The organism is Clostridium nigeriense, assembly GCF_900086595.1.
Classification (GTDB): Bacteria; Bacillota; Clostridia; order Clostridiales; family Clostridiaceae; genus Clostridium; species Clostridium nigeriense.
On record NZ_LT575472.1, the window covers coordinates 3,657,409 to 3,672,081 of the forward strand.

Here is a 14,673-nt window from a genome sequence, read left to right on the forward strand (position 1 = left end):
TTTTTTCATTTTTAAAATATATATGGTGCAGATGAAGGGAGTCGAACCCCCACGCCAATGGCGCTAGATCCTAAGTCTAGTGCGTCTGCCAATTCCGCCACATCTGCATATATATTTGGTGGCTTACCCGGGAATCGAACCCGGTACACCTTGATTAAAAGTCAAGTGCTCTACCGATTGAGCTAGTAAACCACATGGCTGGGATAGCAGGATTCGAACCTACGAATACCGCAGTCAAAGTGCGGTGCCTTACCGCTTGGCGATATCCCAGTATTTAATGGGGTGAACGATGGGACTCGAACCCACGACAACCAGTGCCACAAACTGGCGCTCTACCAACTGAACTACGTTCACCATAATGGTGCGTCATCAGGGGATCGAACCCGGGACACCCTGATTAAGAGTCAGGTGCTCTACCAACTGAGCTAATGACGCATGCTGGTGCGTGTTAAGAGATTCGAACTCCTGGCCCACGCCTTAGAAGGGCGTTGCTCTATCCAGCTGAGCTAAACACGCATATACATTAAAATGGAGCGGGTGATGAGAATCGAACTCACGTAACTTGCTTGGAAGGCAAGGGCTCTACCATTGAGCTACACCCGCATATTAGATTTTAAAATGGTCGGGGTGACAGGGATTGAACCTGCGACCTCATGGTCCCAAACCACGCGCGCTCCCATCTGCGCCACACCCCGAGTTCATGGTGCGTGTTAAGAGATTCGAACTCCTGGCCCACGCCTTAGAAGGGCGTTGCTCTATCCAGCTGAGCTAAACACGCATACTCTCGTAAAGAACATAAATTATTTTATATCATTACTGCCGTCTTGTCAATATATTTTTTAAAACCTTTTTTTGGAGCGGGTGATGAGAATCGAACTCACGTAACTTGCTTGGAAGGCAAGGGCTCTACCATTGAGCTACACCCGCATATTAGGTTTTAAAATGGTCGGGGTGACAGGGATTGAACCTGCGACCTCATGGTCCCAAACCACGCGCGCTCCCATCTGCGCCACACCCCGAGAAACTAATATCTCTCAACGACAATGTTTATTCTACAATAGGAATAGCAATCCGTCAATAGATTTTTTTAAATAAAATTTATATAAATATTTGTTTATTACATAAAAGATAATAATTATACAATATAAATACGGATTGCTTGCCTATTTCACTATATTTCCTTTATATATACCTTTGGTTTATTCTCTCCATCTAACTCTATAAATCCCATAGTCTTTTTAGTACTTCCATATGGAAATGTTATACTTCCAGGATTCATTATAGTTACTCCATCAAAATCACTAATTAAAGCTTTATGAGAGTGTCCAAAAAGTATTATATCTGCCCCTATCTCTTTACCTTTATAAAATATGGTATTATATTCATATTTTACATTGTACATATGTCCATGGGTCATAAATATTTTAACTCCCATTAAATCTATAATTCTTTGCAATGGATACTCATTAGAAGTATCACAATTTCCTCTTACAGCATATATCTCACCTTTAAAATCTACATCTAGAATTTTAGTATCTGGTGCACCATCTCCACAGTGTAAAAGAATATCAACATCATAAAGGTGTTTTTTTACAGAATTTATAGAGGAAGAACTATAATGGGAATCACTTATTACAGCAATTTTCATTTTCTCCTCCTATAATAATTCTTTTATAATCTCTTTAGCTTCTTCAAGAGCAACACCTCTATGAGATATTTTATTTTTTTCTTCCATAGTGATTTCCCCAAAACTTTTATTTAATGGTTCAAATAGAAAAAGTGGGTCATATCCAAATCCATCACTACCCTTTTCTTCTTCAAGTATATATCCATCTACAGTTCCTCTTATACCCCTATACTGATTCTTTTCATTTATAAGAGCTAATTGACATACAAATCTTGCTTTTCTATCTTCATATTTAACTCCTTTTAATTTTAAAAGAAGTTTTTCATTGTTTTTCTTATCATTTCCATGCTCTCCAGCATATCTTGCAGAGAAAACTCCTGGTTCACCCTTTAAGTAATCTACTTCTAATCCAGAATCATCTGACATTACTATAAAATCTTTATTTCCTCTTTTTATTAATTCTTTATATATTTCACTACTCTTTTTTTTCGCATTATCTTCAAATGTAAGACCATCTTCTTCTACGTCTATATCTATTCCCATATCCCTTAATGACAATACTTCAATAGGAAGATGCCCTAATACTCTTTTTATTTCCTTTATTTTTCCTTCATTGTTACTAGCTATAACTAATTTCTTCATAAATTATTTTCCCCCAGTACCTATCCATAGTGCATCCATTTTTAAAGCATCCTTTTGTATTTGAACCATTTGTTTAATACCTTTTTGAGCTAAATCTAATAATTCATTTAGTTCACTTCTATTAAAAGGTGATTCTTCTCCTGTTCCTTGTACCTCAATAAACTCACCTTCATCAGTTGCAACAATATTCATATCTACCTTTGCATTAGAGTCTTCTTCATAACATAAATCTAAAATCTTTTCTCCATTAAGAATTCCTACGCTAGTAGCACTTACAAATTTTCTTATAGGATAAACTTCAAAAGGCTTTTCCTTATGCAACTTATTAACTGCATCTACTAATGCAACAAAAGCTCCAGTTATTGAAGTAGTTCTAGTTCCTCCGTCAGCTTGTATAACATCACAATCTATCCATATTGTTTTTTCTCCTAGTGCTTTTAGGTCCATAACAGATCTTAAAGCTCTACCAATTAACCTTTGTATCTCCATAGTTCTACCATCTATTTTAAGCCTAGAAATATCTCTAATTTTTCTAGTACCTGTTGATCTTGGTAACATATTGTACTCTGCTGTTATCCACCCTTCTCCTTGACCTTTTAAAAAAGGTGGAACCTTATCTTCTATGGAAGCTGTGCAAATTACTTTAGTATCTCCAACTTCTATTAATACAGAGCCTTCTGCATATTTTGTATATCCTCTAGTAATTTTAGTAGCCCTCACTTGGTCATTTTTTCTTCCATCTATTCTCATGATATTACCTCCAGTTCTTAATATTATAAAAATTTATGCACTATTTTAAATTTAATCTCATATTATTAATATGAGGATTAATGAAGAGGTGAAGAATTTGCGATATATAGGACCATATTTTAGAATGAATAAGTTATCTCATAAAGAGATTAATGGCCAGCTTTTTCACTTATCGAAAGAGGCCATAAGAACCTTGGTTCTAGAGTCAAAATGTGGATTAGTTGATTCTATTAAAAATTATAAAAAATTATCGTCCTCCATTGATATTACCACATCTACCAATTTTTCTCCACTACTATGTATATATAGAAAATCATCTCCTAACTATATTCATAGTAAGAATTACAATGGATTTGATGAAGAATCTTTTAAAAAAGATATATCACCAGCAACTAATGCACTTTTGACTACAAGTATACTTAATTTATCTACTTATTATTCAAGATTTAAAGATGTAGATGAAAAATTATATTCTTATAGTAAAGCCTATAAGAAGCTTTCCAAAAAGCAACTTGAATTTTACTCAATAAATCTTAGAAATAATGAAGGTATTTTTGTTGAAAAAAAGAACCTATCAGAAAATAACTACAAGGGATTTAATCTTGTAGATAAAAATGATAAATTTAAATTTTCTGATCAAGCTTTTATGATGGTTTCATATAACCTTTATTCAATATTATATCCAGAAGATGAAATTTCAGTAGACTATAATAAGTTTTCACTTGAAATACTTCATACACTAATTGAGTTTAAAGAAAAAATATATGATTGCTCCTTTGAAGAAATATGCAAAATCCTCCTAGCAATAAATATATTTTACAGCAATTCTAATAATAATGATGCCAAAATACTAATTATAGATTTAACAGATTTCTTAATTAATAAATTTGATGAAAAAGACTATTATGTTGATGAATTAGACTTCGCTTCATTATTTGCAATAAATCTAATGCTATCTTTTAAACATACTCAAATGATTACTTTCAATGAAAAAGCCAAAGAAATATTAAATAAACTAATATCTTTATATGATAATGAAAAGGATGCTTTTCTTAAACTATCTAGTAAAAAAGAATTAAAATACTCGTGTTTTGATATAGCTTTCTATTTCCTAGCTATATTTATGTATTCCAAAGAAGATAATAGAGAAAAAGAATATAAGAATATAATTTCTTCATTATATAGAAAATACTTTATTAACTCAGGAATAATTACTTCTTGGCCTGATGCTCCTACGTTAGATGATGCTGAAAGATATAGAGGATTAACTTTTAATTCCTCTGATATGTTAGAAGAAAACTTCTTTAAAATGGTTACTACAGCAACACCTTCTAGTTTAGGAATAGCACCGATATTTAGACGAAATGTTACTTATTCAAAAAAGAAAGATTCATTTTCTTCCTCTAATTCATCCTTCGATAGTTATAAAAATATTTTTATATATCAATTAATTATATTTTTGTTTAAGGATGATTTCATGATAGAAACATGTTTACCTAATAAGTCAATGTCCTTTAGACAGTTAGATGATATTAACGATGATACTATTGAAGAATCAGAGTTAGATGATACTGATGACTTAGAAAGAGAAGTTGATAATGAATGTAAAAAAGATATTTTAGAAGATACTTCAAATATAAAATCATAAAGACTGAGGATAAACTCAGTCTTTATGATTTTTGTATTTTGCTGAAATTGAGAGTGTAAAATAGTCTGTGTAAACTTCAGAAGATAATGTATAATAAATTATCTATACGAGGAGGACACAGACTATGTCATTTTCAAAAGAAGAAATTAAAAGGATTATAGCAGCAAATCCAAATATGAAAACAGCTGATGATGTTCAGAATGTTTTAAAGGATCTCTTTGGAGAATTGCTTCAGCAAATGCTTGAAGCGGAGATGGATAACCATCTTGGTTACTCTAAATATGATTATCAAAACAAAAATACTACTAACAGTCGTAACGGAAAAAGTAGTAAGACTATGAAATCTAATCTAGGTTATTTTGACTTAGACGTTCCAAGGGATCGAGAAGGTTCATTTGAACCTGAAATTGTTAAGAAACATCAAACGGATGTATCACACTTAGAAAACTCTATAATAGGCATGTATGCTAAAGGAATGAGCACAAGAGATATTGCAGCACAAGTTAATGAGATTTACGGTATGGATGTTTCACCGACACTTATATCTAATATAACTGACAAAGTAATTCCTATGATTAAGGAATGGCAAAATAGGCCTCTTGATGAAGTATATCCTATTATATTTATGGATGCTATTCACTTTAAGGTTAGAAAAGATAATGCAGTAGTTTCTAAGGCTGCTTATGCAGCAATCGGTGTGAATATACAAGGTAAGAAAGAAGTACTTGGGATTTGGATAGGTGCATCAGAGTCATCAAAGTATTGGCTTTTAGTTCTTAACGAATTAAAAAATCGAGGAGTAAAAGATATTTTAATAACATCTGTAGATGGATTAAATGGATTTACTGAAGCTATTAAAGCAGTATATCCTAATACTGAAATTCAAAAATGTATAATCCATCAAATAAGAAACTCAAGTAGATATCTATCATATAAGGATTTAAAGGCATTTAATGCAGACTTGAAACTTGTATATACTGCCAGCACTGAAGAACAGGCGTTAGCGCAGCTAGATAAGTTAGAAGATAAATGGGGAGAAAAATACTTGATTGCTATAAAATCCTGGAGAAATAATTGGGATGAGCTAGCTACATTTTTTAAGTATCCACCTGAAATAAGAAAGATTATCTATACTACCAATGCGATGGAAAGTTATAATCGCCAATTGAGAAAAGTAACTAAAACTAAGTCGATATTTCCAAATGATGAATCATTAATGAAAATCTTATATCTAGCTACAATTGATATTAGTAAAAAATGGACTCAATCTATTCGAGGATGGGCTCAAATATTAGCACAGCTTTCTATCTTCTTCGAAGGGCGTTTAGACGACCAATTGTTTTAAATTAAAATTGGGAACTCTTATTAAATCACAGATATCATTTCATATATTTTCTATAAATATAAAAATAAGGTTGGATGTATAAAGTATACTTCCAACCTACAATAAAAAAATATTTTTTCTAAAGTTTACACAAAATTATTGACATACTCNAATTAATTATATTTTTGTTTAAGGATGATTTCATGATAGAAACATGTTTACCTAATAAGTCAATGTCCTTTAGACAGTTAGATGATATTAACGATGATACTATTGAAGAATCAGAGTTAGATGATACTGATGACTTAGAAAGAGAAGTTGATAATGAATGTAAAAAAGATATTTTAGAAGATACTTCAAATATAAAATCATAAAGACTGAGGATAAACTCAGTCTTTATGATTTTTGTATTTTGCTGAAATTGAGAGTGTAAAATAGTCTGTGTAAACTTCAGAAGATAATGTATAATAAATTATCTATACGAGGAGGACACAGACTATGTCATTTTCAAAAGAAGAAATTAAAAGGATTATAGCAGCAAATCCAAATATGAAAACAGCTGATGATGTTCAGAATGTTTTAAAGGATCTCTTTGGAGAATTGCTTCAGCAAATGCTTGAAGCGGAGATGGATAACCATCTTGGTTACTCTAAATATGATTATCAAAACAAAAATACTACTAACAGTCGTAACGGAAAAAGTAGTAAGACTATGAAATCTAATCTAGGTTATTTTGACTTAGACGTTCCAAGGGATCGAGAAGGTTCATTTGAACCTGAAATTGTTAAGAAACATCAAACGGATGTATCACACTTAGAAAACTCTATAATAGGCATGTATGCTAAAGGAATGAGCACAAGAGATATTGCAGCACAAGTTAATGAGATTTACGGTATGGATGTTTCACCGACACTTATATCTAATATAACTGACAAAGTAATTCCTATGATTAAGGAATGGCAAAATAGGCCTCTTGATGAAGTATATCCTATTATATTTATGGATGCTATTCACTTTAAGGTTAGAAAAGATAATGCAGTAGTTTCTAAGGCTGCTTATGCAGCAATCGGTGTGAATATACAAGGTAAGAAAGAAGTACTTGGGATTTGGATAGGTGCATCAGAGTCATCAAAGTATTGGCTTTTAGTTCTTAACGAATTAAAAAATCGAGGAGTAAAAGATATTTTAATAACATCTGTAGATGGATTAAATGGATTTACTGAAGCTATTAAAGCAGTATATCCTAATACTGAAATTCAAAAATGTATAATCCATCAAATAAGAAACTCAAGTAGATATCTATCATATAAGGATTTAAAGGCATTTAATGCAGACTTGAAACTTGTATATACTGCCAGCACTGAAGAACAGGCGTTAGCGCAGCTAGATAAGTTAGAAGATAAATGGGGAGAAAAATACTTGATTGCTATAAAATCCTGGAGAAATAATTGGGATGAGCTAGCTACATTTTTTAAGTATCCACCTGAAATAAGAAAGATTATCTATACTACCAATGCGATGGAAAGTTATAATCGCCAATTGAGAAAAGTAACTAAAACTAAGTCGATATTTCCAAATGATGAATCATTAATGAAAATCTTATATCTAGCTACAATTGATATTAGTAAAAAATGGACTCAATCTATTCGAGGATGGGCTCAAATATTAGCACAGCTTTCTATCTTCTTCGAAGGGCGTTTAGACGACCAATTGTTTTAAATTAAAATTGGGAACTCTTATTAAATCACAGATATCATTTCATATATTTTCTATAAATATAAAAATAAGGTTGGATGTATAAAGTATACTTCCAACCTACAATAAAAAAATATTTTTTCTAAAGTTTACACAAAATTATTGACATACTCCTGAAATTAATATTTCCATTACCATCTAAAATGAGATTTTTAACCTTTTTATTTATTGCAATATTATCATTATAAAAAACTAATGGCAAAATCCTATAATTATTATATAAATCTTCTTCTATTTTCAAAAAATTTTCTTGTCTTTCTCCTTCAGTTTTTGCCAATTGTAAATTCCCCTTATTTTTCTCATCTAAAAAACTTACTAAATTATTATATATAGAATCTTCATTTGATAATATTAAACTTCCCTGAATTATAGCCATATCATAATAATTTACTTTTTCAATAGACCTTAACTCATTTTCATCTATTAAATCATATATTAAATAAATATCCGTATTTTTTTCAAACCAACTAACTAAATAATCACATATTTCTTTATTTTCGCTACCCTCTTCAGCAATCATATGTAAAACCTTAGGCTTAACCCACTCTTGACTTTCACTACTCATCACTTTTCTTGCCTGAAGTTTTTCTAAATCTTCTTTATCCTGCCTAAAATAACTACCTTCAGCTAACTCAACATACATAGTATTTTCTAATTGATACTCCTCTAATGCCTTATTAACCAACTTATATACTTCTTTTCTTCCTTGCATTTGCAAAATATCATCCTTTGGATTAAACGCCAGATACATACCTCTATTTGATTTTAGATTAATTAACCTTCCCTCGGACTTTAACCTACTTAATTGACTTTTAGGAGGATTTACTACAATATCTCTTCCCCCAACTTCAAAGGATGCCATAGCTACTTCTTCACCATCATCAGAAGTAATCTTAATTTTATCTGCTATATCAGCTCCAACTTTGTCATTTTTCTTTAAGCTTATTTCAGACATTGTTATTTCTTCAATGCTATAATAGCCTGAATAAATTAATTCACTATAATTTTTTTTTAGATTATCCCATAATAATACATTTTTTCTTAATCTGTATTGAGGAGTAGTAAGCTCCTGAACAAACTTATCATCTTTTGAATTCAATCTAAAAACTATATTTTCTTCTCCATAAGTTATTCCAACATCTTCTGTAAATGATCCCTCACCATCTCTAAATTTTTTAGCTCCATATACATTAAGTAATGCAGCTATATTTTCTTCTTTTTCTTCTGTTAATATTTCTCTAAAAAACGTAGCAATATCTCTTGGAGTAATTCTATTTCCATCACTCCAATATATATCATTTCTTATTTTAAAATCATATTCTAATCCATCATCTCTAACATCAACGCTTTCAGATAACGATGGTCTTATTTCATTATTTTCATCTAGCTCCACTAATCCTCTACTAGTTGCTGTAACAATATCTTGAACTCTTTTATCTAAACTTCCAACAACTTTAAAATTAGTTGGAATACTAGCAACTGAATATATAATTTCATTATCAGTATTTTGAATTTTAGGATTAGAAACATCTATAAACCCAATTAAAAATATAACTACTATTCCCAGTGTTACTAGAGTTATTAATAATTTCTTCATTTATATTTCTCCTTAAAGTTAGTGTCTTCTAGAATTATATCCATATAGATTGGTATGTAATCAGAAATAATTAAAATATTATATCTGTAAATTTTACTTTTCTGTATGATATAATGTTGATAGATAAATTGTGGAGGATTGTATATATGGATTTAGCAGTGCAAATTTTTCAAATAGTTTTTTACGGTATTGGAGCTTTATTTATGATAACATTTGCCATTATAGGTATTTGGGCATTTATTATCTTTACTAAGTACCATAAAACTAAACGAATAGAAAATTACTTACTTGAAAAAATTTATCAAGCTATAAACCAGCTTACTTATAAAAATAATAGTTCACTTAATGAAAATTCTGATGATGAATTAATGGAAATTGATACTTTACTAGATGATGAAAATTAAGGAGCTGTCCAAGACAGCTCCTTAATTTATTATAGTTTTTAAAACTTACTATTATTATTTTTTAAATCTGGTTAACACTTTAAATAAATCTCCATCTATTTCTATTGAGAACTCTCCATCTTGTAATTCAACTATACTTTTTGCTATTGATAGTCCTAACCCCGAACCTTCGGTACTTCTTGCTTTATCTCCTCTTTTAAATCTTTCGATAATTTCTTCTGACGTAAAATCAATTTGATAAGCAGAAATATTCTTCATTATTACTATGACTTCATTTTCACTATTAATTACATCAATATATACTCTTGAGTTTTTCATAGAATATTTTATTATATTATTTATTAGATTTTCATAAACTCTAAAAGTCTTTCTTCCGTCTAAGTAAAGTATTACTTTCTCTTCTGGCCATTTAGTTATTATATTCAAATTAGCTTGCGCAATTTTTTCTTCTAATTCCCCTATAACTTGTCTTAATAACGATACTATATTTAAATCTTCTTTTTCAAAAACCATATTCCCTGAAACCGCCTTAGAGGCTTCAAATAAATCCTCAATTAATATTTTTAACCTTTTAGATTTCATATCTAATACTTCTAAATATCTATTTCTCTTTTCATCATTTATATCATCTTCTTTTAACAAATCTATATAGTTAATTATAGATGTAAGAGGTGTTTTTAAATCATGAGAAACATTCGTAATTAATTCACTTTTCATTTTTTCACTAGTTATAGCTTTATTTAAGGCTTCCTTAAGACCATCCTCAATAGTATTAAGATTGCTTTCTATATTTTTCAAAACTATTATTTTATTATCTTTTAAATCATATTTATAGTTTCCTCTAGCTACTTCTAATGTTTTTAATTCTAATATACTTATTTCTCTAAATATTATAACTGATAGAATAGATACTATTATCATATATAAACATAAATATCCTCTAGTAAATAGCATAATATTATAAGGTAGATAAATAAATAATTCTAACCATAGACAAAATAAAGCTAATATTGATATTAAAATAATAGATAGAAATTTAAACTTATTAGTTTTTATAAACGTACTACTTTTTATTAACTTTACAATAAATTTATATAATTTAAGTATTAATATTTTTCCTTTATCTCTTTTCTTATTTAAAATTAATGCTATATCCTTTAAGAAATAGTAATCTAATATAATAAAAATAGCTGCTTTTAAAATTATACCATTACAATAATAGCTATTCTTATAATAAGGTATCACATTGAATATTAAAGAATTTATTGAAATAAAGCTATACATAAAAATTAATAATCTTAAATCTATAGGAATTCGCATTAATAGGTCTTCTAAATAATTAGTATAATTATTTTTCCTCTTCTTATAAATTAAAAAAGCAAATACTAAAATCAAAATTCCAATTACAGATGTTATAGTCAAATTCTTATTTAAAGTTTCTGCTGCTTCTTTTCTTTGTAAAAATTCATCATATAATATATCTCCTTCTTTTAACTCTTTTGGAATTCTATAGAACCTAACTAAATCATCACTACTATAATCAATAGATTTATATATACTTTCTAACTCATCTGAATAAAGATTGTTATTTTCTTTTACTTTAGAACTAGGAAAATACATATAGTAATAATTTTCATTATTTATAAAGCTATTTTTCTCTATTACTTCTTCAATATCAACCTCTTCAATATTGGTTATTTTTGCTCCTGTCTCATCTTTAAAGAAAAATTCTATATTTACATTATTATAAAGAATATTATTTGTAAATTCTCTAACATAATTAAAATAATCATCTACAGAAGTATCTACTTCCATAATTACCTTTTTTGCTTCTTCTATTTGTTTTTTAGCTTCTTCTTCAGATAAATTGCTTTCTTTAGCCTTTTCTCTTATATTGTTTTCAGCTTCTTGTAAGCTTTTTTCTTTTTCTACCTTATTTTCTTCTACTTTCTGTTTATAAACATCTTCTTTTTTATTTCCATCTAGATCTAAAAATAGCTTTGCATAATCATTTAAATTACTATCTAATATTGAAAAACGGCTTTTTACTAAATTATTATTATAAAAACCCTCTCCAAAATATAAACTAAAATTTTTATATTCTCTTAGCGTTCCAAATAATGAAATAGAAAAAAATATTAATAATATAATTATTATATATTTTTCTACATCCTTTAAAAATTTATTTTCTGTCGACTTTGTATCCAACTCCCCACACCACCTTTACATATTGAGGATTTCTAGGATCTACTTCTATCTTCTCCCTTATCCTCCTTATATGGACAGTTACAGTATCTACATTATAGGGAGCCTCATTCCAAACTCTTTCATAAATTTCTTCTATTGAAAATACCCTACCTAAATTACTCATAAGAAGATTTAAAATTTTAAACTCTAGTGGAGTTAACTTAGCTTCCTTTCCGTTTACAGTTACAAGCTTACTTACTTTATTTAACTCTAGCCCACCTACTATAATTAAATCTTGATTATCACTTTTAATTAATGAAGAAAATCTTGTATATCTTCTTATCTGTGAATTTACCCTTGCAATAAGTTCTAATGGATTGAAAGGCTTAGTTAAATAATCATCTGCTCCAAGATTAAGACCCAATATTATATCTGAGTCTTCACTTTTAGCTGAAAGCATTATTATTGGAATTTCTTTTTCCTTTCTTAATTCAATAGTAGCTCTAGTTCCATTAAGATTAGGCATCATTATATCCATAATTATCAAATGAATATCTTCTTCCCTTGCAACTTTTAATGCTTGAATCCCATCATAGGCTGTAAAAACATTATATCCTTCATTTAAAAGATATATCTCTATAGCCTCTGTAATTTCCTTATCGTCATCTACTACTAAAATATTGTATTTGCTCATATTTCCCCCTAAGTTTATATAAAATGTAGTTTAAGTAACCGCCTATGTTAATAATGGTAATATCAATAAATTACAAAGTTACTATCAAAATTATTAAGGAATTCTTAAAATACTAAATTATAGTATCTATCTATTGAGTTTTTAAAATCTAATAAATCAAAATATCTTCCTACTCGTAATGTTTCTTTCCCATTAACAAATAATAATAAGATAGGTAAAGAAAATATATTATATGATGCAGCTAATTCTTTGTTTTCAACTGCATTTATCTCCATAAATTCAATTTTCTCATAATCTTTAATAATATGTAATACCTTTTCCTTTATAGCATCACAAGCTCCACAGGTGGATCCACTAAAATATATTATACTAATCAAATTTTCCTTTATAAATTCTTCTACTTCAAAATCTCTCATAATTCCTCCATATAAATTAAATTTATATTTATTATATCATTTATATTAATTATTTATAAATTCACTTTCCTTTGTAAATACTAAAATAGGAGGTGTTTAATTTGAAGAAAAAATATACTGTACTTTTACTAGTAACATTATCTATTATTTCCTTTATTAGTTTAATCCCTACTATTTCTGCTAAAAGTAATAATTTAGGAGATACTCAATTTGAGCTTAAACCATTGCCTTATGCTTATGATGCATTAGAACCTTATATAGATAAGGAAACTATGATGCTTCATCATGATAAACACGAAAAGGCTTATTTAGATAACTTAAATAAAGCCATATCAAAATATCCTGAACTATATAAAAAAGGCTTAGAAGGTATTTTAAAGGATTTAAACTCTATTCCAGAAGAAGTTAGGGAAACAATAAAAAACAATGCTGGTGGAGTTTATAATCATGACTTCTTTTGGTCAATAATGTCTCCTGAAAAAGATCAAATACCAAGTGAAGAATTGCTAAAAGCTATTAATAAAGATTTTGGCTCCTTAGATAGTTTCAAAACAAAATTTACTGAAGCTGCACTAGGAAGATTTGGCTCTGGTTGGGCATGGTTAGTTAAAGATACTAAGGGAAATCTTTCTGTAATTTCAACTCCTAATCAAGATTCACCAATTTCTAAAGGCCTAATACCAATTTTAGGCATAGATGTATGGGAACATGCCTATTATTTAAAATATCAAAATAGAAGAGGCGAATACATAGATAACTGGTGGCATTTAATTAATTGGAAACAAGCTGAAACTTATTTTAACAGTTAAAAAAGTAGGGTCTTATCCCTACTTTTATTTTTTATCTCATATGTTAATATTTCTTATTTTTATAAAATTTAGGTATAGACATATTATTCTAAGTAGATTATAATATAAGAAACAATATCAATTAATAATAATTATCAGTAAATAATTTAAATTGATATTTACAAAAAATATAATGAGGTGATTAGATATGAATAAATTTACATTAAAACCATTGCCATATGCATTTGATGCCTTGGCTCCTTATATAGACGCACTTACAATGGAAATACATCACGATAGGCACCATCAAGCTTATGTTGATAATTTAAATAATGCATTATCAAAATATCCTGAGTTCTTTGAAAAGTCATTAGAAGAAATTCTAACAAACTTAGATTCAGTACCTAATGATATAAAGCAAGCTGTTATAAATAACGCTGGTGGAGCTTATAACCATGATTTCTTCTGGAGTATAATGTCAGAAAATCATAATCAAAAACCTTCTGGTGAATTATTAGCTGCTATTGAAAAAACTTTCGGTTCATTTGATGATTTCAAAGAAAAATTTGCTGCTGCTGCTACAACAAGATTTGGTTCTGGTTGGGCATGGTTAGTTAAAGATTCTAATGGAGATTTAAAAGTTATGAGTACAGCTAACCAAGATAATCCAATTTCAGAAGGATATAAATTAATATTAGGATTGGATGTATGGGAACATGCTTACTATCTAAATTATCAAAATAAACGTCCAGCATATATACAAAATTGGTGGTCTGTTGTTAACTGGAAGCAAGCTGAAGAAAATTTTAATAAATAATAACTTTAAGGGGATACACTTTAG

The 14,673-nt window shown here is 28.9% G+C and carries 14 protein-coding genes and 11 tRNA genes; 7 read left to right on the forward strand and 18 right to left on the reverse strand.

Translation table 11 applies throughout. The features are described 5' to 3' along the window. Window positions 1-23: 23 nt before the first annotated feature. The 14 genes from BN6774_RS17340 to rph form a co-directional block, all read right to left on the reverse strand. Window positions 24-107 (reverse strand) — tRNA-Leu (locus BN6774_RS17340). 9 nt (window positions 108-116) lie between these two features. Next, window positions 117-192, reverse strand: a tRNA-Lys gene (locus tag BN6774_RS17345). A gap of 3 nt (window positions 193-195) precedes the next feature. Further along, window positions 196-270 (reverse strand) — tRNA-Gln (locus BN6774_RS17350). An 8-nt stretch (window positions 271-278) separates the two neighbouring features. Beyond that, window positions 279-354 (reverse strand) — tRNA-His (locus tag BN6774_RS17355). A gap of 5 nt (window positions 355-359) precedes the next feature. Next, window positions 360-435 (reverse strand) — tRNA-Lys (locus tag BN6774_RS17360). Window positions 436-439: 4 nt separating this feature from the next. Further along, a tRNA-Arg gene (locus BN6774_RS17365) sits at window positions 440-516 on the reverse strand. 13 nt (window positions 517-529) lie between these two features. Next, window positions 530-603, reverse strand: a tRNA-Gly gene (locus BN6774_RS17370). A gap of 16 nt (window positions 604-619) precedes the next feature. After that, a tRNA-Pro gene (locus BN6774_RS17375) sits at window positions 620-695 on the reverse strand. A gap of 6 nt (window positions 696-701) precedes the next feature. Then, window positions 702-778: transfer RNA gene (locus tag BN6774_RS17380), tRNA-Arg, on the reverse strand. 75 nt (window positions 779-853) lie between these two features. Continuing rightward, window positions 854-927, reverse strand: a tRNA-Gly gene (locus BN6774_RS17385). Window positions 928-943: 16 nt separating this feature from the next. After that, a tRNA-Pro gene (locus BN6774_RS17390) sits at window positions 944-1,019 on the reverse strand. A gap of 152 nt (window positions 1,020-1,171) precedes the next feature. Further along, on the reverse strand, window positions 1,172-1,648 hold the full coding sequence (locus tag BN6774_RS17395; RefSeq protein ID WP_066896022.1) for a YfcE family phosphodiesterase: 477 nt from the start codon (window positions 1,646-1,648) through the stop codon (window positions 1,172-1,174). Between the two features lie 9 nt (window positions 1,649-1,657). Further along, window positions 1,658-2,269, reverse strand: a complete 612-nt coding sequence (locus BN6774_RS17400; protein ID WP_066896025.1) for an XTP/dITP diphosphatase — start codon at window positions 2,267-2,269, stop codon at window positions 1,658-1,660. Between the two features lie 3 nt (window positions 2,270-2,272). Beyond that, window positions 2,273-3,019 carry a ribonuclease PH gene (gene rph / locus BN6774_RS17405; protein ID WP_066896028.1) on the reverse strand — a complete coding sequence of 249 codons (747 nt, stop codon included), beginning with the start codon at window positions 3,017-3,019 and terminating at the stop codon, window positions 2,273-2,275. 124 nt (window positions 3,020-3,143) lie between these two features. Here rph and BN6774_RS17410 point away from each other — a divergent pair, with 124 nt between their 5' ends. The 4 genes from BN6774_RS17410 (at window position 3,144) to BN6774_RS17420 (ending at window position 7,710) form a co-directional block, all read left to right on the forward strand. Further along, window positions 3,144-4,667, forward strand: coding sequence for a hypothetical protein (locus tag BN6774_RS17410; protein WP_235829617.1), 1,524 nt, complete (start codon window positions 3,144-3,146; stop codon window positions 4,665-4,667). 124 nt (window positions 4,668-4,791) lie between these two features. Further along, complete coding sequence (locus BN6774_RS17415) at window positions 4,792-6,012, forward strand: IS256 family transposase (RefSeq protein WP_066894422.1); 1,221 nt, start codon at window positions 4,792-4,794, stop codon at window positions 6,010-6,012. 182 nt (window positions 6,013-6,194) lie between these two features. After that, window positions 6,195-6,365: a hypothetical protein gene (locus tag BN6774_RS18580; protein ID WP_159426852.1), complete on the forward strand. Its 171-nt coding sequence runs from the start codon at window positions 6,195-6,197 to the stop codon at window positions 6,363-6,365. Window positions 6,366-6,489: 124 nt separating this feature from the next. Then, window positions 6,490-7,710, forward strand: coding sequence for an IS256 family transposase (locus BN6774_RS17420; RefSeq protein ID WP_066894422.1), 1,221 nt, complete (start codon window positions 6,490-6,492; stop codon window positions 7,708-7,710). Window positions 7,711-7,828: 118 nt separating this feature from the next. Here BN6774_RS17420 and BN6774_RS17425 read toward each other — a convergent pair whose 3' ends face one another. Next, a complete protein-coding gene (locus tag BN6774_RS17425; protein WP_066896032.1) occupies window positions 7,829-9,343 on the reverse strand; it encodes an ABC transporter substrate-binding protein in 1,515 nt (504 codons plus the stop codon). Window positions 9,344-9,489: 146 nt separating this feature from the next. Here BN6774_RS17425 and BN6774_RS17430 point away from each other — a divergent pair, with 146 nt between their 5' ends. Further along, window positions 9,490-9,747 (forward strand): Vpu, encoded by a 258-nt coding sequence (locus BN6774_RS17430; RefSeq protein ID WP_066896037.1) that lies wholly within the window; start codon window positions 9,490-9,492, stop codon window positions 9,745-9,747. Window positions 9,748-9,801: 54 nt separating this feature from the next. Here BN6774_RS17430 and BN6774_RS17435 read toward each other — a convergent pair whose 3' ends face one another. The 3 genes from BN6774_RS17435 to BN6774_RS17445 form a co-directional block, all read right to left on the reverse strand. After that, on the reverse strand, window positions 9,802-11,955 hold the full coding sequence (locus BN6774_RS17435) for a sensor histidine kinase (protein WP_066896041.1): 2,154 nt from the start codon (window positions 11,953-11,955) through the stop codon (window positions 9,802-9,804). Continuing rightward, the gene (locus BN6774_RS17440) at window positions 11,930-12,628 is read right to left on the reverse strand and encodes a response regulator transcription factor (RefSeq protein ID WP_066896044.1); all 699 of its coding nucleotides are present in this window, start codon (window positions 12,626-12,628) and stop codon (window positions 11,930-11,932) included. Before BN6774_RS17440 ends, BN6774_RS17435 begins: the two co-directional genes overlap by 26 nt. Window positions 12,629-12,732: 104 nt before the next feature. Next, entirely contained in the window at window positions 12,733-13,044 is a 312-nt protein-coding gene (locus BN6774_RS17445; RefSeq protein WP_066896045.1) for a thioredoxin family protein, read from the reverse strand. A 101-nt stretch (window positions 13,045-13,145) separates the two neighbouring features. On the opposite strand from BN6774_RS17445, the gene BN6774_RS17450 reads away from it, so the two are divergent. After that, window positions 13,146-13,853 (forward strand): superoxide dismutase, encoded by a 708-nt coding sequence (locus BN6774_RS17450; protein WP_084767093.1) that lies wholly within the window; start codon window positions 13,146-13,148, stop codon window positions 13,851-13,853. Window positions 13,854-14,040: 187 nt separating this feature from the next. After that, the gene (locus BN6774_RS17455) at window positions 14,041-14,649 is read left to right on the forward strand and encodes a superoxide dismutase (protein ID WP_066896048.1); all 609 of its coding nucleotides are present in this window, start codon (window positions 14,041-14,043) and stop codon (window positions 14,647-14,649) included. The last annotated feature ends 24 nt before the right edge of the window (window positions 14,650-14,673 follow it).

Coding starts and splice junctions, on each gene's coding strand:
- BN6774_RS17395 (WP_066896022.1), bottom strand. CDS start 1,648: ATGAAAATTGCTGTAATAAGTGATTCCCATTATAGTTCTTCCTCTATA.
- BN6774_RS17455 (WP_066896048.1), top strand. CDS start 14,041: ATGAATAAATTTACATTAAAACCATTGCCATATGCATTTGATGCCTTG.
- BN6774_RS17420 (WP_066894422.1), top strand. CDS start 6,490: ATGTCATTTTCAAAAGAAGAAATTAAAAGGATTATAGCAGCAAATCCA.
- rph (WP_066896028.1), bottom strand. CDS start 3,019: ATGAGAATAGATGGAAGAAAAAATGACCAAGTGAGGGCTACTAAAATT.
- BN6774_RS17400 (WP_066896025.1), bottom strand. CDS start 2,269: ATGAAGAAATTAGTTATAGCTAGTAACAATGAAGGAAAAATAAAGGAA.
- BN6774_RS17445 (WP_066896045.1), bottom strand. CDS start 13,044: ATGAGAGATTTTGAAGTAGAAGAATTTATAAAGGAAAATTTGATTAGT.
- BN6774_RS17430 (WP_066896037.1), top strand. CDS start 9,490: ATGGATTTAGCAGTGCAAATTTTTCAAATAGTTTTTTACGGTATTGGA.
- BN6774_RS17410 (WP_235829617.1), top strand. CDS start 3,144: ATGAATAAGTTATCTCATAAAGAGATTAATGGCCAGCTTTTTCACTTA.
- BN6774_RS17440 (WP_066896044.1), bottom strand. CDS start 12,628: ATGAGCAAATACAATATTTTAGTAGTAGATGACGATAAGGAAATTACA.
- BN6774_RS17425 (WP_066896032.1), bottom strand. CDS start 9,343: ATGAAGAAATTATTAATAACTCTAGTAACACTGGGAATAGTAGTTATA.
- BN6774_RS17415 (WP_066894422.1), top strand. CDS start 4,792: ATGTCATTTTCAAAAGAAGAAATTAAAAGGATTATAGCAGCAAATCCA.
- BN6774_RS18580 (WP_159426852.1), top strand. CDS start 6,195: ATGATAGAAACATGTTTACCTAATAAGTCAATGTCCTTTAGACAGTTA.